Origin of the sequence: Paraburkholderia sp., assembly GCF_028283785.1 — a bacterium.
Classification (GTDB): Bacteria; Pseudomonadota; Gammaproteobacteria; order Burkholderiales; family Burkholderiaceae; genus Paraburkholderia.
This window is the reverse complement of the sequence record NZ_JAPWKB010000019.1, coordinates 1,049,898-1,072,085: the sequence shown is the minus strand read 5'-3', so window position 1 is coordinate 1,072,085 and position 22,188 is coordinate 1,049,898. Positions and strand designations below refer to the sequence as shown.

Below are 22,188 nucleotides of genomic sequence, written 5' to 3'. Positions count from 1 at the left end.
ATTTAAAAATGGATTAAACGAGCCAGATCGTTGAAAAGCGCGATCGCCGACAGTGCGACGATACAGACAAGCCCCGCTCTTTGAAGCACAAGCTGCCATCGATCCGAAACGGCTTTGCCGGTTACAGCTTCAACCAAATAATATAACAGATGACCCCCGTCCAAAACGGGAATCGGTAACAGATTCAGCACGCCGAGGCTGATACTGATCAGCGCCAGAAACGACAGGAATGCCGATGGGCCGAGCCGCGCACTCTTACCTGCATAGTCTGCAATCGTTACTGGGCCTGACAGATTCTTTAAAGAAGCCTCGCCGATGACCATCCGGCCGAACATTCTGATGGAATAAACGGAAAGATCCCACGTGCGTCGCGCACCCAGTTCGACACTCTCGACCGGACCATAACGGACGTCGATCGACGGCACGTGCGTCGCGAGTTCCGCGCCGATCCGGCCGACCTGCTGCCCGGTTGCGTCGTCGCGCTGCGCGAGCGGCACGATCGCAATATCCTTGGTCTCGCCGGCCGTGGCCTGCGCCGTGTCGCTACGCGCATCGGCTGGCGCGCCACGCTCGATTCGCAGCGTGACCGGCTTGTCGGCGTGCGCCTTGATGTAGCCGATAAACGCCGTAGCGTTGTCGGCAGGCGCGCCATCGACGGCCTGCAGACGATCGCCGGCCTTCAGACCCGCACGCTCGGCCGCGCTGCCCGGCTGCACGCCCGCCACGATCAGCTTGCCGCCGCCCGGCTCGAAGCCCAGCTTCGACATGAAGTCGTCGTCGACGTCCTTGTCCGTGATCCCACTCAGGTCGAGCGGGAAATCGAACGTGCCGCGCCCGTCCTTCGCGCTCAACACCAGACGCTTATGGTCGAACGCCGCGCCGAGCAGCTTCCAGCGCAAGTCGGACCACGAACGGACCGGCGACGACTGGCTCGCGTTATCGCCATCTGCATCGCGCACGGCAACGATGGTTTCGCCGCCGTCGAAACCGGCGCGCGCGGCGGCGGTGTTCGATGCCGGCGCCGCAACGATTGCCGCAGGCTCGGACACGCCTGTGCCGAACACCACCGCGAACAGCACGATGGCGAGAATGAAGTTAGCCACCGGTCCGGCCGCGACGATCGCGAACCGTTGTGCAACCGATTTCCGGTTGAACGCGTACTCCAGATCTTCAGGCGGAATCTGCCGTTCGGTTTCGCGCTCGTCGAGCATCTTCACGAAACCGCCCAGCGGCAATGCCGCGACCGTCCACTCAGTGCCCGTTTTCGGGCTGACCCAGCGCAGCAGCGGTTTGCCGAAGCCAATCGAAAAGCGCAGCACTTTCACGCCGCACAGACGCGCGACGCTGTAATGGCCGTACTCGTGGACGACCACCAGCACGCCGATCGCGACGGCGAAGGCAACGATTTCGATCAGCAGATTCATGTGCGCCTCACTGGATGGCGCGTTCCGGGCGACGAGCGTCTACCGGCAGACGCTCGATGATGTCGGTCGCGGCGCGACGCGCGGCGGCGTCGGCGCCAATCACGTCTTCCAGCGCGTGCGCACTACCGTTCGGCAATGCGTTCAGCACGGAATCCACGACTTCGGCGATGGCCATGAAACCGATCTTGCGCGACAGGAACGCATCGACGGCGACTTCGTTAGCTGCATTCAGCGCTGCGCTGGCGAGGCCGCCTTCGGCCAGCGCCTTCATGGCGAGCGCGAGACACGGGAACCGCGTGTAATTGGGCTTTTCGAACGACAGCGACGCGATCTCGGCTAGATCGAGTTGCGCGACGCCGGAATCGACACGCTCGGGAAACGCGAGCGCGTGCGCGATCGGCGTACGCATGTCGGGGTTGCCGAGTTGCGCGAGCACCGAACCGTCCGCGTACGACACCAGCGAATGAATCACACTTTGCGGATGAATCAGCACTTCGATCCGTTCGCCCGGCAGACTGAACAGCCAGTGCGCCTCGATGACTTCGAGACCCTTGTTCATCATCGTCGCGGAATCGACCGAGATCTTGCGGCCCATCACCCAGTTCGGGTGCTTGCACGCTTCTTCCGGCGTGACGTTCGCGAGCGTCGACGGTTCGCGCATGCGGAACGGGCCGCCCGACGCAGTCAGGATGATTTTCGATACGCCACCGTGCAGCGCGGCTTCGCGCGGCAGACATTGGAAGATGGCGTTGTGTTCGCTGTCCACCGGCAACAAGACCGCGCCGTTGTCGCGCACCGCGTCCATAAAGATCGCGCCGGACATCACCAGCGCTTCCTTGTTGGCGAGCAGGATGCGCTTGCCGGCACGTGCGGCCGCGAGGCTGGGCGCGAGACCCGCCGCGCCGACAATCGCCGCGACCACGGTGTCGCACGCGTCGTTTTCCGACACGTCGACTAGCGATTGCGGGCCGTAGGTGACTTCAGTGGTGCTGCCCGCTTCGCGCAGTCGCGCCGCGACCTTCGCCGCGGTGTCGGCATCGCCGACGACGGCGACTTCGGGCTTGAAGCGCAGGCATTGCTCGACGAGCTTGTCGCCATTGCGATGCGCGGTGAGCGCGTAGACCGAAAAGCGTTCCGGATGACGCGCGACGACGTCGAGCGTGCTGTCTCCAATCGAGCCCGTGGAACCGAGCAGTGTCAGACGTTTTTGCATATCTCTTTCTCTAGCCGAGTTGCAGCACTAGCATGGCTAGCGGCAACACGGGCAACAATGCGTCGATGCGATCGAGGACACCGCCATGCCCCGGCAACAGACCGCTGGAATCTTTCACCCCGGCCTGACGTTTCATCATCGACTCGAACAGATCGCCGACGACGCTGAAAACCACCAGCAACGTCAGCGCAACCAGCGCGCGGAACGCGCCGAGGCGCTCCAGCAGCGCAGAATACAGGGTTGGCTCGAACGTATGCAGAAACGCAGCCGTTCCACCTACAATCATGACGATCAGCCAGCCGCCCAGCGCGCCTTCCCAGGTCTTGCCGGGACTGATAGACGGCGCAAGCTTGTTGCGCCCGAACGCCTTACCGGCGAAGTATGCGCCGATATCGGCCAGCCACACCACTAGCAGCAGGGACAGCACGAACGGCACGCCGGTCATCCGGGCCGCCACCAGCGCGTGCCAGCAGGCCACGAACAGGATAATCCCGGCGATCAGCAGGAACATGCGCCATGCACCTTGCGCGAGCACAGGCTTGCGACGCAGTACGAACGGCCCGACCAGAATCCAGAAGATCGACGACGCTTCGAAAAACGGCAACGCCGGCGTCAGGCCGATGCCGAGCCGCGTGCTTGCGACCAGCGCGACAGCCGCGACCAGCGCATAGACGACGGGACCCGCGCCGCTCAACTTCAGCAGACGCGCCCATTCCCACGCAGCGAATACGACGACGAAGGCGATCAGTGCGCCGAATGCGCCGATCGGCGCGAACAGCGTGACCGGCAAGAACACGGCCAACAGAATGATCGCCGTGATAACACGGGTTTTTAGCATGGAAGCGAATCGACGTTTTGCGATTGCGGTTCGAGCTGAGCGCTGGTGCGGCCAAAACGGCGCTCACGCTCTGTGTAAGAGGCGATGGCATGACCGAGCGCGTCGGCATCGAAGTCGGGCCAGAAGACGTCGGTGAAATAGAACTCGGTGTAAGCGAGTTGCCACAGCAGGAAGTTACTGATGCGCTGCTCGCCGCCGGTGCGGATAAACAGGTCCGGTTCCGGCGCGTAAGCCATAGCCAGATGGTCGGCGAAGGATTCTTCGGTGATTTCTTCGGCCTGGCCGGTTTGCGCGGCTTGCTCAGCGAGCTTTTGCGCGGCCTGCATGATGTCCCAGCGCCCGCCGTAATTGGCGGCGATGGTCAGCGTCAGGCGGGTGTTGCGTGCCGTTTTGGTTTCGGCGCGGCGAATCAGGTCTTGAATGCGCGTATTGAACATCGACACGTCGCCGACCACGCGCAGGCGGATGCCATTGGCGTGCAGCTTGCCGATTTCGCGCTCCAGCGCGGTGACGAACAGGCGCATCAGGAACGACACTTCTTCGTTCGGACGACGCCAGTTTTCGGAGCTGAACGCGAACAGCGTCAGATATTCGACGCCGCGTCGCGCGCAGGATTCGACGGCCGCACGCACCGCGTCGACGCCGCGCGTGTGACCCGCTACGCGCGGCAGCCGGCGTTGCGTTGCCCAACGGCCGTTGCCGTCCATGATGATCGCGATATGACGCGGCACCGCCGCGACATCAGGCACGCGAACGGTTGAGCTGGTATAGGTCATGGCCGTCGGGACAATAGCTGCCAAAAAGAAGTGAGAACAGAAAGACGGAAGCCGGACGGCCTCAGACCGTCATGATCTCGGCTTCTTTGGTCGTGACCATCTTGTCGATTTCGGTCACGAACTTGTCCGTCAGCTTCTGGACGTCATCCACGGCGCGACGCTCGTCGTCTTCCGAGATTTCCTTGTCCTTGACGAGCTTTTTCAGTTGCTCGTTCGCATCACGGCGCAAATTGCGGACCGCGATCTTGGCCGACTCGGCTTCGCCCCTGGCCACTTTGGTCAGCTCGCGGCGGCGTTCTTCGGTCAACGCGGGCATCGGGACGCGGATCACATCGCCCTGGGTAGCCGGGTTCAGGCCGAGATCGGAGTCGCGGATCGCCTTTTCGACGACCGGCACCATCTTCTTTTCCCACGGCTGCACACCGATCGTGCGTGCATCGATCAGCGTCATGTTCGCGACCTGGGAGATCGGTACCGGCGAACCGTAGTAATCGACCTGGACGTGGTCGAGCAGGCCCGTGTGGGCACGGCCCGTACGGATCTTCGACAGATCCGTCTTGAACGCTTCGATCGAGCGCTGCATTTTTTGATCGACGCTCTTTCTGATATCAGCCACAGACATTTTTAAACCTCCGAACCTTCAAAACGGTGCGAGCCGGCCTGCGCGCAGTGCGGGCGGCGGCCAGGGCTCGCGTCAAAGCCCACGTTATGTGAACGAGAGTTTACACGTGGACGAGCGTGCCTTCGTCCTCGCCTTGCACGATTCGTTTGAGCGCACCGGGCTTGACGATCGAAAAAACGCGGATCGGCAGTTTCTGGTCGCGGCACAGCGCAAAAGCCGTCGCGTCCATCACCTGAAGATTGCGTCCAATCGCTTCGTCGAAGCTGATCGTGGTGTAGCGCGTCGCCGTCGGATCTTTCTTCGGGTCAGCCGAATACACGCCGTCGACCTTGGTCGCTTTCAGCACGACTTCCGCGCCGATTTCCGAGCCGCGCAGTGCAGCGGCCGTATCCGTCGTGAAGAACGGGTTGCCGGTACCGGCTGCGAAAATCACGACCCGGCCTTCTTCGAGCTGGCGGATCGCGCGGGGGCGAATGTAGGGCTCCACGACCTGATCCATGCGCAGCGCCGATTGCACGCGCGCTTCGATGCCCGCGTGGCGCATCGCATCCTGCAGCGCGAGCGCGTTCATCATCGTGGCGAGCATACCCATGTAGTCGGCCGTGGCGCGGTCCATACCGGCCGCACCGCCCGCGACGCCGCGGAAAATATTGCCGCCACCGATCACGACGGCCAGTTGCGTGCCCATTCGGACCACTTCGGCCACGTCCGCAACCATTCTTTCGATCGTCGCGCGATTGATGCCGAAGGCATCATCGCCCATCAGGGCTTCGCCGGAGAGTTTAAGCAGGACGCGTTTGTAGGCAGTGGGCATAGAGGTATCCGGATCGCGCAGATTAGGGCAACAACGTGGAACTGTAGGGGTGAAATGCTGATTCGGGCAAGCGCCGCCAAATTCACGGCCGGACAAAACGCTCACGGTTTGGCCCGGACCGCGCCAGGCGGCCGCGACACGGAGATCGATCCGCGCGCGACCTTGCGGCGCTGCCGACCGCGGCGAAGTCTTGCTGCGCCGCGGGTCAAACTTGCTACTGTACTGCGGTACCGCTTATTGCTGCTTTGCAGCAGCCACTTGCGCGGCCACTTCAGCTGCGAAGTCGTCCTGCTTCTTCTCGATGCCTTCGCCGACCACGAACAGCGCGAACTTCTGCACGCTCGAGCTTGCTGCCTTCAGCATCTGTTCGATCGTCTGCTTGTCGTTCTTAACGAACGTCTGGTTCAGCAGCGACACTTCCTTCAGGTACTTCTGCACGCTGCCGTCGACCATCTTGGCGACGATTTCAGCCGGCTTGCCCGATTCAGCAGCCTTCTGTTCAGCGATGCTGCGTTCCTTGGCGATCAGATCTGCCGGGACTTCGTCAGCCGACAGCGAAACCGGCTTCATTGCAGCGATGTGCATCGCCACGTCCTTGCCGACCTGCTCGTCCGCGCCGGTGTACTCGACCAGCACGCCGATACGCGTGCCGTGCAGGTACGCTGCCAGCTTGTTCGACGTTTCGAAACGCACGAAACGGCGGATCGACAGGTTTTCACCGATCTTGCCGACCAGTGCGAGACGGACCGCGTCGACGGTCGAGCCTTCGAACGGCAGTGCCGACAGCGCAGCGACGTCAGCCGGGTTTTGCGTAGCGACCAGTTCAGCGATCTTGTTCGAGAATGCGAGGAAGTCGTCGTTCTTCGAAACGAAGTCGGTTTCGCAGTTCAGTTCGACGATCGCGCCGGCGTTGCTGCCGATAAACGATGCGATCACGCCTTCAGCCGTCACGCGCGATGCTGCCTTGCTGGCCTTGTTGCCCAGCTTCACGCGCAGCAGCTCTTCAGCGCGCGCCATATCGCCGTCGGCTTCCGTCAGCGCCTTCTTGCATTCCATCATCGGCGCATCGGTCTTGCCGCGCAGTTCTGCAACCATGCTTGCGGTAATTGCCGCCATCATTCGCTCCTTGGGTCTGTCTTTCACACGTCGCCCGCATTCGATGCCGGCGACAAGAATTCGTTTCCGCTGCAGCGAGTATTTTTACCCGCCCTACCCGCTAAACAGCAAAGTGCCGCGACTTAAAAAAAGGGGGCCTGTAGAAAGCCCCCTTTTTTGCCGGACACGGGGCAGCTTTACGCTTCCGCGTTGACCTCGACGAACTCGTCGCCGTCACCGCCGCGAGCAGCAACAACCACTTCGTTCACTGCGTTCGCACGGCCTTCCAGGATCGCGTCGGCCACGCCTTGGGTGTACAGCGCGACAGCCTTGCTCGCGTCGTCGTTACCCGGGATGACGTAGTCGATGCCTTCCGGCGAGTGGTTCGTGTCGACCACGGCGATAACCGGCACGCCGAGCTTGTTCGCTTCGGTGACAGCAATCTTGTGGTAACCGACGTCGACGACGAAAATCGCGTCAGGAATGCCGCCCATGTCCTTCACGCCGCCGATCGACTTTTGCAGCTTGGCGATTTCGCGTTCGAACAGCAGCGCTTCCTTCTTGCTCATGCGTTCGGTTTCGCCCGACTCAACTGCTGCTTCCATGTCCTTCAGGCGCTTGATCGATACCTTCAGCGTCTTGAAGTTGGTCAGCATGCCGCCGAGCCAGCGTGCGTTGACGTACGGCATACCTGCGCGCGCCGCTTCTTCAGCGATCGTGTCACGCGATTGACGCTTCGTACCGACGAACAGAATCGTGCCGCGATTGGCTGCCAGCTGACGCACGTACTTCAGTGCGTCGTTGTACATCGGCAGCGTCTTTTCGAGGTTGATAATGTGAATCTTGTTGCGATGACCGAAGATGAAGGGGGCCATCTTCGGGTTCCAGAAGCGCGTTTGGTGACCGAAGTGGACACCGGCTTCCAGCATTTGGCGCATGGTAACTGCCATGAGAATTCTCCGCGAGGGTTGGGTCTTAAGCCGGCTGCCGTATCGACCGCGCCGCGCCCGCTATTTCGGGTCGTTCAGCGCGACCGACACCCTGGGTGCGCCGGCTTGCGAATTGGTTGCCTGAGATACTGCTTTACTACCCGACCCGCAGCGTAGGCAACCACCGCTTCGAGCCGTCATTCATTCCACCGCGCACCACACAATCCGCACGAACCTTCGACCCGGTTTTCCCGAACCTGAATCCGCAACATTTTCGGATTGCGCCGATGTCAAACCCATGAATCACACGCACAAAAAATGCGCGCAACTGGCGACTTAGCCAAAGATTATAGCACGTGACTATCGGTAGACTCAACCGGCTGGATCGCCTGTCGCACAACCGGGTTGCACCTTCCGCGCAATGATCGATCCCCATCTGCCAAACAGCGCTGCGGCATGATTTACCGCAGCCTGCCGGGATCGCCCGAAAGCCCCGCCGACAACGCCGCCAGCCATCCCGCACCGCTCGCAAAAGCCTGCGGCAGCAGACAGATGGTGCGATAATCCCGAAATAATCGCATTTCAGGCCCGACTCATGGCTATTACGCTCAAAAACGAACACGATATCGCGCAGATGCGCGTCGCCTGCCGCCTCGCCAGCGAGGTGCTGGATTTCATTACGCCCCATATTCAGGCCGGCGTGACCACGGGCGAACTCGACCGTCTGTGTCACGAATACATGCTCAAGGAACAGGGCACGGTGCCCGCGCCGCTGAACTATCAGCCGCCCGGCTATCCGCCGTACCCGAAAGCCACCTGCATTTCCGTGAACGACGTGATCTGTCACGGCATTCCCGGTGAAAAGGCGCTGAAGAACGGCGACGCGCTGAATATCGACGTCACCGTGATCAAGGACGGCTATTTCGGCGACACGAGCCGCATGTTCATCGTCGGCGAAGGGTCGATCATGGCGAAGCGGCTGGTGCAAACCACCTTCGAATGCATGTGGATCGGCATCGACCAGGTGCGCCCGGGTGCGCATCTCGGCGATATCGGCTATGCAATCCAGAAGCACGCCGAAGGCAAAGGCTACAGCGTGGTGCGCGAATATTGCGGCCACGGCATCGGCACCGTGTTCCACGAAGATCCGCAGATCCTGCATTACGGCCGCCCCGGCACCGGGCTCGAACTGCAAGCCGGCATGATTTTCACGATCGAGCCGATGATCAACGCCGGCCGCCGCGACATCCGCACGATGCCCGATCAATGGACCGTGAAAACCAAGGACCGCAGCCTGTCCGCGCAATGGGAACACACCGTGCTCGTCACCGAAACCGGTTACGACGTGCTGACCGTGTCGGCGGGAACGCCTGCGCGTCCGCCCATCGTTGCCGTCACCACCGCAGCCTGACCGTCACCGCCCTTTCGCCGCCCGCTTATGAGTAGTGTTTCCGCCGTCGCCCCTCCCGATGCCACCTCGCTCAAAGCGGACTACAAGGTAGCCAAAAACCGGCTGCTGGAGCGTTTCAAGGCGTCGACCAACGTCGATCCGTTGATGCAGACGCTCGCGCGCATCACCGACAACACGTTGCGCAAGGCGTGGAACGCGTGCGATCTGCCGCACGAACTGGCGCTGCTTGCGGTCGGCGGCTACGGGCGCGGCGAACTCGCGCCGCATTCCGACATCGACATCCTCGTGTTGCTGCCGGACGAGCCCGTCGAGCATCTGGAAGCGCGCATCGAGCGCTTTATCGGTCTCGCGTGGGATCTCGGTCTGGAGCTGGGCAGCAGCGTGCGCAGCGTGTCGCAGTGCCTCGAAGAATCCGAGAACGACGTCACCGTGCGCACTTCGCTGCTCGAAGCGCGCCGGATCACCGGCAGCACGCCGCTGTTCGAAGGCTTCGCGACGCATTACCGCGCGGCGCTCGATCCGCGCTCGTTTTTCCAGGCCAAAGTCCTGGAAATGCGTCAACGTCACGCCAAGTTCCAGGACACGCCGTATGCGCTGGAACCGAATATCAAGGAAAGCCCGGGCGGCCTGCGCGATCTTCAACTGATTTTGTGGATCACCCAGGCGGCCGGGTTCGGCAGTTCGTGGCGCGAACTCGAAGCACGCGGCCTGATCACCGAGCGCGAAGCACGCGAACTGAGCCGCAACGAAGGCTTCCTGAAATCGCTGCGCGCACGGCTGCACGTGCTGGCCGGGCGTCGTCAGGACATTCTGGTGTTCGACCTGCAAACGCCGGTCGCGGATAGTCTCGGCTACAAGGCCACCGCGACCAAGCGCGCCAGCGAACAGCTGATGCGCCGCTATTACTGGGCCGCGAAAGCGGTCACGCAGCTCGCGACCATCCTGATCCAGAACATCGAGGCGCAACTGTTTCCGAGCACGAGCGGCATCACACGCGTGCTGTCGGACCGCTTCGTCGAAAAACAGGGCATGCTCGAAATCGCCAGCGACGACGTGTTCGAGCGCGAGCCGAATGCGATCCTCGAAGCGTTCCTGCTGTACGAGCAGACGCCGGGCGTCAAAGGGCTGTCGGCGCGCACGCTGCGCGCAATCTACAACGCCCGCGACCGGATGGATCGCGCGTGGCGCCGTGATCCGGAAAACCAGCGGTTATTCCTGGCCATTCTTAAAGAACCGGCCGGCGTCACCCACGCACTACGCCTGATGAATCAGACCAGCGTGCTGGGCCGGTATCTGCTGAATTTCCGACGCATCGTCGGACAGATGCAGCACGACCTCTATCACGTGTACACGGTCGACCAGCACATCCTGATGGTGCTGCGTAACCTGCGCCGCTTCGCGGTCGCCGAACACGCGCACGAATATCCGTTCTGCAGCCAGCTGATCGTCAATTTCGAGCGGCCGTGGGTGTTGTACGTCGCCGCGCTGTTCCACGATATCGCCAAGGGTCGTGGCGGCGATCACTCGCAACTCGGCATGGCCGACGCGCGTCATTTTTGCCGCGATCACGGTATCGAAGACGAAGACGCCGATCTCGTGGTGTGGCTGGTCGAGCAACATCTGACGATGAGTCAGGTCGCGCAGAAGCAGGACACCAGCGACCCGGAAGTGATTCGCCGGTTTGCCGCGCAGGTCGGCACCGAGCGGCGTCTGACGGCGCTGTATCTGCTGACGGTGGCCGATATTCGCGGCACCAGCCCGAAAGTCTGGAACAACTGGAAGGGCAAGCTGCTGGAAGACCTGTATCGCGCGACGCTTGCCGTGCTCGGCGGCGCCCGTCCCGACGCGCATTCGGAGCTGAAAACGCGTCAGGAAGAAGCGCTTGCGCTGCTGCGGCTCGAAACGGTGCCGGAAAACGCGCATCGCGCGCTGTGGGACAAACTCGACATCGGGTATTTTCTGCGGCACGACGCGTCGGATATCGCGTGGCAAACGCGGGTTTTGTACCGTCACATCGATACACCGACGCCGATTGTCCGAGCCCGTCCGTCGCCGATCGGCGAAGCCTTACAGGTTCTGGTGTATGTGAAGGACCGTCCTGACCTGTTTGCCGAAATTTGCGCGTATTTCGACCGGAATGCGCTGTCGGTACTGGATGCACGTGTCAGCACGACCCGTCACGGCTACGCAATCGACAACTTTCTGGTCGCGCATACCGAACAGGACGTGCATTATCGCGATATAGCGAATCTGGTGGAGCAGGAACTCGCCGCGCGGCTCACGGCCGACGGCACCTTGCTACCCGAACCGTCGAAGGGCCGTTTATCGCGCCTTTCGCGGACCTTCCCTGTGACGCCGCGCGTCGACCTGCGGGCCGATGAACGCGGTCAGTACTACATCCTGTCCGTGTCGGCGAACGACCGGCCGGGCCTTCTTTATTCGATCGCGCGCGTGCTGGCCGAGCACCGGGTCGGCGTCCATGCGGCGCGGATCAACACGCTCGGCGAACGCGTCGAGGACGTGTTCCTGCTGGACGGACACGGCCTTTCCAACAACCGCCTGCAAATTCAGGTCGAAACGGAACTACTGCGCGCGATCGCAGTGTGAGATTTCATGCGAGTCAAATTGACAGCCAAGCACCCGCGTCCGGCTTCGTCCGAACGCGCCCCGGTTCGCACCGGCACGACGTCCGGACGCAAGCCGACCCGCCCGACGGGCCCCAAAGCGGACGCGCCTCGCGGCGACCGTCCGCCGCGGGCCGGCCAGGGCGCAGCGGGTGACGCAAAGCGGCCTTCGGGCGGCAAATCCTTTGCCGGCGGCAACCGCGCGTCGGGTGATGCCCGACCGCCGCGCAAGTTCGACGGCGATCGTCCGGCACGTCCGTTCTCGTCGGATCGTGGCCCGCGTCCGGAAGGTGATCGTCCGCCGCGTCGCGATGGCGACCGTCCGGCACGTTCGTTCTCGTCGGATCGTGGTCCGCGTCCCGAAAGTGATCGTCCGCCGCGTCGTGACGGCGATCGTCCGGCGCGTTCGTTTTCGTCGGATCGGGGTCCGCGTCCCGAAGGTGATCGTCCGCCGCGTCGCGATGGCGATCGTCCGGCGCGTTCGTTCTCGTCGGATCGTGGTCCGCGTCCCGATGGGGATCGTCCGCCGCGTCGTGACGGCGATCGTCCGGCGCGTTCGTTCTCGTCGGATCGTGGTCCGCGTCCTGAAGGTGATCGTCCGCCGCGTCGCGATGGCGATCGTCCGGCGCGTTCGTTTTCGTCGGATCGGGGTCCGCGTCCCGAAGGTGATCGTCCGCCGCGTCGTGACGGCGACCGCCCTGCACGTTCGTTTTCGTCGGATCGTGGTCCGCGTCCGGAAGGTGATCGTACGCCGCGCCGCGATGGCGATCGTCCGGCACGCTCGTTTTCGTCGGATCGGGGTCCGCGTCCCGAAGGTGATCGTCCGCCGCGTCGTGATGGCGATCGTCCGGCACGCTCGTTTTCGTCGGATCGGGGTCCGCGTCCCGAAGGTGATCGTCCGCCGCGTCGCGATGGCGATCGTCCGGCACGTCCGTTCTCGTCGGATCGTGGTCCGCGTCCCGAAGGCGACCGCGCACCGCGCCGCTTCGACAGCGAACGTCCGCCCCGCCGTGACGGCGACCGTCCCGCACGTCCGTTTTCGTCGGACCGCGGCCCGCGTCCCGAAGGCGACCGCGCACCGCGTCGTTTCGACAGCGAACGTCCGCCGCGCCGTGACGGCGACCGCCCCGCACGTCCGTTTTCGTCGGACCGCGAGCGCGGCCCGCGTCCCGAAGGCGACCGCGCACCGCGTCGTTTCGACAGCGAGCGTCCGCCGCGCCGTGACGGCGACCGCCCCGCACGTCCGTTTACGACAACCGAGCGCGGACCGCGTCCGGAAGGCGATCGCGCACCGCGTCGTTTCGACGGAGAGCGCGGCCCGCGCCCCGAAGGCGAGCGCCCGGCTTTCGTAAAACCGGGCAAACCGGTCAAGCGGGTTGAGGTCGAGGAAGAATTCGATCGCCCGGCACGCTTCAACCAGAAGCCGCCGCGCGCACCGTCGGCATCGTCCGCACCGCGCGACGACGGTTTCAGGCCGCAGCGTGAAGACGCACCCGGCTCGCTGCGTCTGTCGAAGCTGATGTCCGAATTGGGCATGTGCTCGCGCCGCGAAGCCGACGAATGGATCGAAAAAGGCTGGGTCACCGTCGATGGCGTCGTGATCGACACGCTCGGCACCAAGGTTCGCCCGGATCAAAAGATCGAGATCAACGCGGCCGCGCAAGCATTCCAGTCGCAACAGGTCACGATCCTGATTCACAAGCCGGTCGGACTCGTGTCCGGTCAGGCCGAAGACGGTTACGAGCCGGCAATCACGCTGGTCACGCCGGAAAATCGTTGGGAAGGCGATCATTCCGATATCCATTTCATGCCTTTGCACTTGCGCCAGCTGGCGCCGGCCGGACGCCTCGATATCGACTCGACCGGTTTGCTGGTGCTGACGCAAGACGGCCGGGTCGCGAAGCAGTTGATCGGCGGCCATTCGGACGTGGACAAGGAATACCTGGTGCGCGTCAGCTACGACGACGTGCACACGGAAGTGGACCAGCATTTCCCGGCGGAAAGCCTCGCGTTGCTGTGCCACGGCCTGTCGCTCGACGACGTGCCACTGAAGCCCGCTCGGGTGAGCTGGCAAAACGGCGAGCAATTGCGTTTCGTGCTGCGCGAAGGCAAAAAACGCCAGATTCGCCGGATGTGCGAGCTGGTCGGCCTGCAAGTGGTCGGCCTCAAACGCGTCCGGATGGGTCACGTGCTGCTCGGCGCGTTGCCGCCGGGACAATGGCGTTATCTGTCGGCGGACGAATCGTTCTAAGTGTCTCGACGGTTCGACTGACCTTCGGCGTCAGATGAAAAAAAGCCCACGCACTGCGTGGGCTTTTTTTATCCGCCGTCACCGGCGCGCCGATGGGACGTGAAGCGGATTTGCCGCCACGATCAATCGTCGCTATTCGGGTCCATGTCCGGGAACAGCACTTCGGTGAAGCCGAACTTTGCGAAGTCGTTGATCCGCATCGGATACAGCTTGCCGATCAGGTGATCGCATTCGTGCTGAACGACACGCGCGTGGAAACCTTCCGCGACGCGGTCGATCGCGTTACCGAACTGGTCGAAGCCGTGATAGCGGATCATCGAAAACCGGCTCACGGCACCCCGCAAACCCGGCACCGACAGACAGCCTTCCCAACCCTCTTCCATGTCTTGCGACACCGGCGTGATCTTCGGGTTGATCAACACGGTTTCGGGCACCGGCGGCGCATCGGGATAGCGCTCGTTCTGACCAAAACCGAAGATCACCAGTTGCAGATCGACGCCGATCTGCGGCGCGGCGAGTCCCGCGCCGTTCGCGTGATGCATGGTCTCGAACATGTCCGCGATCAACGCGTGCAGTTCGGGCGTGTTGAAACGATCGACCGGCGCGGCGATGCGCAACAGACGCGGATCGCCCATCTTGAGAATTTCACGAATCATGTTGTATGCCCCTCCAGGAGCGTGCGCATACCCTCTTCGTCGAGCACGGCAATGCCGAGTTCCTCTGCTTTCACGAGTTTGCTGCCCGCGTCGGCGCCTGCCACCACGTAGTCCGTCTTCTTCGACACCGAACCCGCAACCTTCGCACCCGCCGCTTCGAGCATTTCCTTCGCTTCGTCACGGCCCAACGTCGGCAAGGTGCCGGTCAACACCACCGTCTTGCCGGCCAGCACGCCTTGCGGCGCCTTCGGCGCGGGCGGCCCTTCCACCCATTCGACCTTGCCCGGCGCGCGCAACTGGTCGATCACCGTGCGATTGTGGTCTTCAGCAAAAAACTGATGCAAGGACGCCGCGACGACCGGCCCGACGTCGTTGACTTCGAGCAGCTGTTCGACGGTCGCATCCATGATCGGATCGAGCGAACCGAAGTGCTTTGCGAGGTCTTTGGCCGTCGATTCGCCGACGTGCCGGATGCCGAGCGCATAGATAAAACGCGCGAGCGTGGTCTTGCGCGCCGTGTCGAGCGAGTCGAGCAGGTTTTGCGCGGACTTTTCCGCGAAACGGTCGAGTTCGGCGAGCGTCGAAAAACCGAGATTGAACAGATCGGCCGGCGTGCGCACCAGATTTTGATCGACCAGCTGGTCGATGATTTTTTCGCCGAGACCGTCGATATCGAGCGCGCGGCGTTGTGCGAAGTGCCAGAGCGCCTGCTTGCGCTGCGCCGGGCAGAACAGGCCGCCCGAACAGCGCGCGATCGCTTCGTCCGGCAGACGTTCGATCGCCGAACCGCACACCGGACATTCGATCGGCATCACGAATTCCGACGCGCCTTCGGGCCGTCGATCCAGCAGCGCACCGACCACTTCGGGGATCACGTCGCCCGCGCGCCGGACGATCACCGTGTCGCCGATACGAATGTCCTTGCGACGAACTTCGTCCTCGTTATGCAGCGTGGCATTGGTCACGGTCGCGCCACCGACGAACACCGGTTCGAGCCGCGCGACCGGCGTGATTGCGCCGGTCCGGCCCACCTGAACGTCGATCGCGATCAGCGTCGTCAATGCTTCCTGGGCCGGGAATTTGTGCGCCAACGCAAAACGCGGCGCGCGCGAGACGAAACCCAGCGTGTCCTGTTCGTCCCGGCGGTTCACCTTGTACACCACGCCGTCGATGTCGTACGGCAGCGCATCGCGCTTCTTGCCGACCGCAGCGAAGAACGCCAGCAAGCCGTCCGCGCCATCGACGACCGCCCGCTCGCCGTTCACCGGCAAGCCGAGTTCCGCGTACCAGTCGAGCAGATCGCGATGGGTTGCGGGCATCTCGATGCCGTCCAGCACGCCGATGCCGTACGCGAAAAACGACAGCGGCCGTTGCGCGGTGATCTTCGAATCGAGCTGGCGCAAACTGCCCGCCGCCGCGTTTCGCGGATTCGCGAACTCGCGCTGTTCGGCGTTGCGCTGACGTTCGTTGAGCCGCTCGAAATCGCGCTTGAACATCAGCACTTCGCCGCGCACGTCGAGCATGTGCGGCACGCGCTTGCCCTTGAGCGTCAACGGGATCGAGCGGATCGTGCGGACGTTTTCGGTGACGTCTTCGCCCGTCGTGCCGTCGCCGCGCGTGGACGCCTGGACGAAACGGCCGTCCACGTAACGCAGCGAGATAGCGAGGCCGTCGAACTTCAGTTCCGCCGCGTACTGGACCGGCTGCTCCGGGCTTTTGCCCAGCGCGTCGGCGATCCGTTTGTCGAACGCGACGATGTCTTCGTCGGCAAAGCCGTTGTTCAACGACAGCATGGGCTGGTCGTGGACGACCGGCGAAAAACCGCTCGCCGCTTCGCCACCGACGCGCTGCGTCGGCGAGTCGGGCGTGATCAGATCCGGATGGTCCGCCTCGATCTGCTGGAGCGCCTTGAACAGACGGTCGTATTCCGCGTCGGGCAAATCCGGCTGGTCGAGCACGTAGTACGCGTGATTCGCGCGTTCGAGTTCCGCGCGCAAAGCGGCGGCCTGCTCCGCAGGCGAAGCCGGCGTGTCGCTGGAAGCGGTGGGAGTGACGGGGTTTCGGGCCATGCTGCGGAAAAGTCGCCAGTGAAATCAGACGTCCAATTATCGCAGGAAGCGTGATCGGTGAGATAGATCAAATGGGGAACTTACGCGCGCAACCAGCGCCGGGCGTGCGTTCGGCGGCACAGGTCGGGTCGAGACGATCGGCGTTCGCCGCGCGTCGTCGCGGCGGCGACGACGACGCGAAACGCGGACGAAAAAAAACGCGCCGCATCGATGCGGCGCGTCTGGTTCCGGACGTTCCCGGCTGGGCCCGACCGGCCTTTACTGGCTGAACAGACGCCGCGTTGCCGGCGAGCCAGCGGGGATGCCCGCCTGCTCCAGCTTCGCATACAGCGTCATCAACTGCTTTTCGATTGCCAGCAACGAGCTCTCCGGCAACGGCCGACGGCCATCGTCGACCACCCGACCGCCGATCCGCTCCGCCAGGGACTTCGCGTAATCGACCATCAGTCGGAACGGCAGGATGTCTTCGTCGGCGACCGGCACGTCGAGCACCAGCGTCACGACGTCGCCGCCCTTGTACGTCAGGTCGTCGCGCAGGAAGTTGGTGTCGCCGAATTGCAGCATGAACACTGGGCTCTGCTTGCCGTCGAGCTTGACGAAGCGCGTGCCGTCGCGCGACAGCAGCAAGCCGTCTTGCGACGCGACCGCCTGCACGTAGTTCGCCGACCACGGCGCGCCGTCGGACATCACGTTGATCGACAGTTGCGCGTCGCACTGCGCGGCGAATCCGTCGAGCTCACGCGCCATCGCGACGGTTTCCATCATGTCCGGGAATTCCGGCGCGGCGTCGATTGCGTCCGCGAATTGCTGGACGCCGGTGACGAACTCGGAAAACTCCAGCTCGTTCAGCGGACCGCTGCGGTTCGCGAGCTGCGCGGCCGCGCGCAGTTCTTCGTAGCGCACGCCGTTTTGCAGCAATTCCCACGCGCCGCCGCCATCCGGCTTGCCTTCGATGTGCACCGGCTTGCTGCCCGCGCGACGCAGCCGCTGCGCCAGCGGCACCACGCGGTCGCCCGCGACCGGACCGGCGAGCCGGATCGGCACGATGCAATCGATCCGCCGATCGACCAGCGCAGGCGGCGCCGACGAAATCGTCGTGGCGGCCGGCATCACCGGTTCGATGTGATCGTCTTGCGCGTGGGTGTCGGGGGTGTCGGTTTTGACCGTCTGGGCCGCGGGCGCGCTGGCGGCTTGCGCCGACGCTTCGGCAGACGCTTCCGCGTGCGTTCCGGCGCTCGCCGCTTCGCCTTCGCGCAGCGCTTCGGCTTCCGCGAAGCCGTTCGGCGTGACGGTTTCGGCCTGAATGTCGGCGGCCGTGTCGAGCGGCGCAGCCATGCCGAAGGTCGGCTCGACGCGCGATTCCGTTTCCGCCTGGGTTTCGCCGATCACCGGCTCGCGCCGCGTAGTGGGCCGCGCCGGTTCGATAAACGGACTTTGCTCTTCGTGATCGTCGCGCGCGAAGGCTTCCGCGGCGTCGGCCGGCATCGCCCGTGGCATGCGCCGGCGCACCTTGGCGCCCTGCCATGCGTTGTACACCACCACGCCCCCGACCACCACGGCGCCAGCGCCGATCAACCCGAGTGTCAACTCGTCCATGCATGCTCCATCAGCAATTCTTCTGTTTGCGCGGGGCGCCGTCTGCCGTGCGTGCACAGGTCGAGACGTGGGTCGCCTTTGCGACCCACGTCTCGTTCCGTCTTCCGCCCTTCGGCCTGTCCGTGCGGCTGCCGGACTCCGGGTCGCCCTGTCACGTGGATCCCGTGGATCATCACATTGACCAAGCCTGCCGCGTCACACACGGCCGCATGGCGACACCCCGAAGCCCGGCGCCCGATCGCCGGGCGCCCGTCTCTAATTTCTGCTTTCTATTACCTAACCGATATTCTGGGCGAAACCGGCCGCGGTTTCCATGTCCACTGCAACGATCCGCGACACGCCCTGCTCCTGCATCGTCACGCCGATCAGTTGCTGCGCCATTTCCATCGCGATCTTGTTGTGCGAGATGAACAGGAACTGCGTCTTTTCGGACATCGCGCGCACCAGGTTCGCAAAGCGCTCGGTGTTCGCGTCGTCGAGCGGTGCATCGACTTCGTCGAGCAGACAGAACGGCGCCGGATTCAACTGGAACATCGCAAACACCAGCGCGGTCGCGGTCAGCGCTTTTTCGCCGCCGGACAGCAGGTGAATGGTCGAGTTTTTCTTGCCCGGCGGTTGTGCGAGAACCTGAACGCCGGCGTCGAGAATTTCGTCGCCGGTCATCATCAGCTTCGCCTGTCCGCCGCCGAAAAGACGCGGGAACAGTTCACCGAAATGCCGGTTGACCTCGTCGAACGTGCCTTGCAGCAGCGTGCGCGTTTCCTGGTCGATCTTGTGGATCGCGTCTTCCAGCGTGTCGATGGCGCTCGTCAGATCGGCGGACTGCGCGTCGAGGAAGGTCTTGCGCTCGCTCGCCGCTTTCAGCTCGTCGAGCGCGGCCATGTTGACCGGTCCGAGTGCGGTGATCGCGTTGTTGATGCGGGTCACTTCGCCTTGCAGATACGACGGCTTCATATCCGGCGTCAGCTTGGCCTGCAATTCGGCTTCATCGACACCCGCCGCCGCCAGCTGCTCGACGAACTGCTCGCCGTTCAGACGCGCGGCCTGTTCCTTCAACTGCAATTCCGTGATGCGATCGCGCAGCGGCTGCAAAGCCCGCTCCGAGCTCAGACGCAACTCGTCGGCCGCGCGCAGCTTCGCGGTCAGATCGTCCAGTTCGAGACGCGCCGCGTGCAGCGACTCTTCCTTCACCGCGCGCAGTTCCAGCGCTTCCTGCAAACCGGTATGCGCGGTTTGCTGGTTGATGGTTTCGAGCTCGGCGCGCGCGTCTTCCAGCGACGCGGCCACGCGTTCGCTCTGATCGTGCGCGATCTGGATGCTGCGTTTCAGCTCGTCGATCCGGTTCGCCATGTTGCGCGCGGCAAAGCGCGCGTCGGTGGCGGCGCGGTCGAGATCGCGGGTTTGCGCACGTGCAGCGGTCAACTTTTCGTCGAGCGCTTCGAACGCGAGCTGGTTGTCTTCGAAACGCGCCTGCAATTCGGCGAGTTCGCCGTCGTAACGCTCGAAATTCGCTTCCGACTCCGCGCGCATCGCGCGCTTTTCATCGACCTGCGCGGTGATTTCGTCGAGTTCCTCGCGAATCTGCGTGCTGCGCTGCGTGTAGCGTTCGTGCGCCTGCGTGAGCTTGAGCACGTCCAGTTGCAGCGCGTGGACGCGTTGCGTGGCGCGCTCGGCCTGCTGACGCACTTCGGTCAGTGCGTGCGCCGCCTGCGTGTGCGCGGCTTCGGCGCGGATCGCGGCGGCTTTCGCTTCGTCCGACAGCAAAGCCTGCGCGCGCACCTGACGCGTCAGATTTTCGATTTCCTGCTGACGGGCCAGCATGCCGGCCTGCTCGGAATCCGCCGCGTAGAGCTGAACGCCGACGCGCGTGACCAGATGCCCCGCCTTGACGACGAACGCGCCGCCTTCGGGCAACTGCGCGCGCATTGCGAGCGCTTGCGCGAGGTCGTCGGCGACGAACGCCTGGCCGAGCCAGTCGTTCAATACCGCGCGCAAACCCGCGTCGTCGATCCGCACCAGCGACAGCACCGGCCGCAGCGCGGCCGGCGTCGCGACCGGCTGACCGGCTGCGGGCGGCGAATAGAACGCGAGCTTGGCGGGCGGTGCGTCGGTGGCGAACGCCTTGACCCAATCGAGATTCGAGATTTCGAGCGCGGCAAGGCGCTCGCGCAGCAGCGATTCGAGCGCGGTTTCCCAACCGGCTTCGACATGCAGCTTTTTCCACAGACGCGGCAGGCCGCCCAGTTCGTGCTTGTCCAGCCACGGCTGGATCTTGCCTTCGGTCTGGACGTTTTCCTGCAATTGCTTCAGCGCGACAAGCCGTGCTTCGAGCTGATGAATCTGCGCGCTTTCGGACTGCACGCGTTCCTGCGCGCTGCGCCGTTCGCCATCCAGACGCGGCAGCGTTTCCTGCGCGTCGGACAGACGCATCTGCGCATCGTTGAGGATTTCCTCATGCTCGGCGAGCTGCATGCGCATCTCTTCGAGCTGCACTTCGTCGGGTGCGTCCAGACCGCCCGCTTCCGACTTCAGCCGTTCGTGACGCTGCTGCAACTGCTGCAACATCTGATCGGCATTGCGCTGATGCGCGGCTTCGAGCTTCAACGCCTGTTCGGTCTGCGCGATGCCGCCGCGCTCCGCGTTCAGTTGCGTCTGCGCATCGCGCCATTGCGCTTCGAGCGCGGGCATCGCGTCGTGCTTCGCGGCTGCGTCGTCTTCGGCGATGGCGGCCTTTTCTTCCGCCTCCGACAGCTGTTCTTCCGCGTCGGCGAGATCGTCCTGCGCCTTTTGCGCTTGCGCTTGCCATTGCTCACGCTGCGCCGTCAGCGCAGCAATCTGCGCCTGCACGCGATTGCGCGATTCGACAATGAACTTGATCTCGGCTTCGAGACGGCTGACCTCGGAATTCGCTTCGTACAGTGCGCCTTGTGCGCCCTGCATCGCGTCGCTGGCCGAATAGTGCGCGACCCGCAAGGTTTCGAGTTGCGCCTCGACTTCGCGCAGTTTTGCGGTATGCGCTTCGAGGTCGATCTGCGCCTGCTCGATGGCGCGTTTCTGACGTTCCTGCTCGCCGCCCGCTTCGTTCTTGCGCAGCAACCACAAGAGCCGCTGCTTCTCTTCGCCGTCGGCCTGCAATTCCTTGTAGCGCGTCGCGACGATCGCCTGCGCTTCGAGCTTTTCCAGATTCGCGCTGAGTTCGCGGACGATGTCCTCGACGCGCGTCAGGTTTTCGCGCGTGTCGTGCAGACGGTTTTCGGTCTCGCGGCGGCGTTCCTTGTACTTCGACACACCCGCGGCTTCTTCGAGGAACACGCGCAGTTCTTCGGGCTTCGCCTCGATGATCCGCGAGATCATGCCCTGGCCGATGATCGCGTACGCACGCGGGCCGAGCCCGGTGCCGAGGAAGATGTCCTGAATGTCGCGACGTCGCGCCGGCAGGTTGTTGATGTAGTAGCTCGACGTGCCGTCGCGCGTCAGCACGCGCTTGACGGCGATTTCCGCATACTGGCCCCACTGGCCCGCAGCACGGCCGTCGGCGTTATCGAAGACGAGTTCGACGCTGGCCCGGCTGCCGGGCTTGCGCGCGGTCGAGCCGTTGAAGATCACGTCCTGCATCGACTCGCCGCGCAACTCGGACGCGCGCGATTCGCCGAGCACCCAGCGCACGGCATCGATGATGTTGGACTTGCCGCAACCATTGGGACCGACCACGCCGACGAGCTGGCCCGGAACCTGGAAATGCGTGGGATCGACGAATGACTTGAAGCCAGCGAGTTTTATCGAGGTCAGACGCACGGCGATATCGCTGTTTGAAAGGAGTAATTGGAGGTGAGCCGGCATCTCGCGTGCGCCAACTGCTCCGGCGCCACG

16 protein-coding genes are annotated in these 22,188 nt (G+C 63.6%); 4 read left to right on the top strand and 12 right to left on the bottom strand.

Annotated elements, in window-relative coordinates; genetic code table 11:
- Positions 1-2: 2 nt before the first annotated feature.
- From rseP to rpsB, 8 genes are all read right to left on the bottom strand, one after another.
- Positions 3-1,424 (bottom strand): RIP metalloprotease RseP, encoded by a 1,422-nt coding sequence (gene rseP, locus PW947_RS27090; protein WP_299635448.1) that lies wholly within the window; start codon positions 1,422-1,424, stop codon positions 3-5.
- 7 nt (positions 1,425-1,431) lie between these two features.
- Positions 1,432-2,637, bottom strand: coding sequence for a 1-deoxy-D-xylulose-5-phosphate reductoisomerase (locus tag PW947_RS27085; protein WP_299635447.1), 1,206 nt, complete (start codon positions 2,635-2,637; stop codon positions 1,432-1,434).
- 10 nt (positions 2,638-2,647) lie between these two features.
- Entirely contained in the window at positions 2,648-3,475 is an 828-nt protein-coding gene (locus PW947_RS27080; RefSeq protein WP_299635446.1) for a phosphatidate cytidylyltransferase, read from the bottom strand.
- A complete protein-coding gene (locus PW947_RS27075; RefSeq protein WP_299635445.1) occupies positions 3,469-4,251 on the bottom strand; it encodes an isoprenyl transferase in 783 nt (260 codons plus the stop codon). The genes PW947_RS27080 and PW947_RS27075 overlap by 7 nt, the downstream gene beginning before the upstream one ends.
- A gap of 61 nt (positions 4,252-4,312) precedes the next feature.
- Positions 4,313-4,873 (bottom strand): ribosome recycling factor, encoded by a 561-nt coding sequence (gene frr / locus PW947_RS27070; RefSeq protein WP_299635444.1) that lies wholly within the window; start codon positions 4,871-4,873, stop codon positions 4,313-4,315.
- Between the two features lie 100 nt (positions 4,874-4,973).
- Positions 4,974-5,687, bottom strand: coding sequence for a UMP kinase (gene pyrH / locus PW947_RS27065; RefSeq protein ID WP_299635443.1), 714 nt, complete (start codon positions 5,685-5,687; stop codon positions 4,974-4,976).
- A gap of 234 nt (positions 5,688-5,921) precedes the next feature.
- Positions 5,922-6,803, bottom strand: a complete 882-nt coding sequence (gene tsf, locus PW947_RS27060) for a translation elongation factor Ts (protein ID WP_299636037.1) — start codon at positions 6,801-6,803, stop codon at positions 5,922-5,924.
- 176 nt (positions 6,804-6,979) lie between these two features.
- On the bottom strand, positions 6,980-7,732 hold the full coding sequence (rpsB, locus tag PW947_RS27055; RefSeq protein WP_299635442.1) for a 30S ribosomal protein S2: 753 nt from the start codon (positions 7,730-7,732) through the stop codon (positions 6,980-6,982).
- A gap of 574 nt (positions 7,733-8,306) precedes the next feature.
- Between rpsB and map the strand changes: the two genes are divergently transcribed.
- From map to PW947_RS31290, 4 genes are all read left to right on the top strand, one after another.
- Positions 8,307-9,122, top strand: a complete 816-nt coding sequence (gene map / locus PW947_RS27050) for a type I methionyl aminopeptidase (protein WP_299635441.1) — start codon at positions 8,307-8,309, stop codon at positions 9,120-9,122.
- Positions 9,123-9,149: 27 nt separating this feature from the next.
- On the top strand, positions 9,150-11,729 hold the full coding sequence (locus tag PW947_RS27045; protein ID WP_299635440.1) for a [protein-PII] uridylyltransferase: 2,580 nt from the start codon (positions 9,150-9,152) through the stop codon (positions 11,727-11,729).
- 229 nt (positions 11,730-11,958) lie between these two features.
- Complete coding sequence (locus PW947_RS31295; RefSeq protein ID WP_366146150.1) at positions 11,959-13,098, top strand: hypothetical protein; 1,140 nt, start codon at positions 11,959-11,961, stop codon at positions 13,096-13,098.
- 149 nt (positions 13,099-13,247) lie between these two features.
- Complete coding sequence (locus tag PW947_RS31290; protein ID WP_366146149.1) at positions 13,248-13,997, top strand: pseudouridine synthase; 750 nt, start codon at positions 13,248-13,250, stop codon at positions 13,995-13,997.
- A 122-nt stretch (positions 13,998-14,119) separates the two neighbouring features.
- Here the strand turns inward: PW947_RS31290 and def are convergent, their stop codons facing one another.
- The 4 genes from def to smc all read right to left on the bottom strand — a co-directional run bounded on the left by def (position 14,120) and on the right by smc (position 22,113).
- Complete coding sequence (gene def, locus PW947_RS27035) at positions 14,120-14,653, bottom strand: peptide deformylase (RefSeq protein ID WP_299635438.1); 534 nt, start codon at positions 14,651-14,653, stop codon at positions 14,120-14,122.
- Positions 14,650-16,722, bottom strand: a complete 2,073-nt coding sequence (gene ligA, locus PW947_RS27030; protein WP_299635437.1) for an NAD-dependent DNA ligase LigA — start codon at positions 16,720-16,722, stop codon at positions 14,650-14,652. Before ligA ends, def begins: the two co-directional genes overlap by 4 nt.
- A gap of 258 nt (positions 16,723-16,980) precedes the next feature.
- Positions 16,981-18,318, bottom strand: a complete 1,338-nt coding sequence (locus tag PW947_RS27025) for a cell division protein ZipA C-terminal FtsZ-binding domain-containing protein (protein ID WP_299635436.1) — start codon at positions 18,316-18,318, stop codon at positions 16,981-16,983.
- A gap of 276 nt (positions 18,319-18,594) precedes the next feature.
- Positions 18,595-22,113, bottom strand: a complete 3,519-nt coding sequence (gene smc / locus PW947_RS27020; protein WP_299635435.1) for a chromosome segregation protein SMC — start codon at positions 22,111-22,113, stop codon at positions 18,595-18,597.
- Between the last annotated feature and the right edge of the window lie 75 nt (positions 22,114-22,188).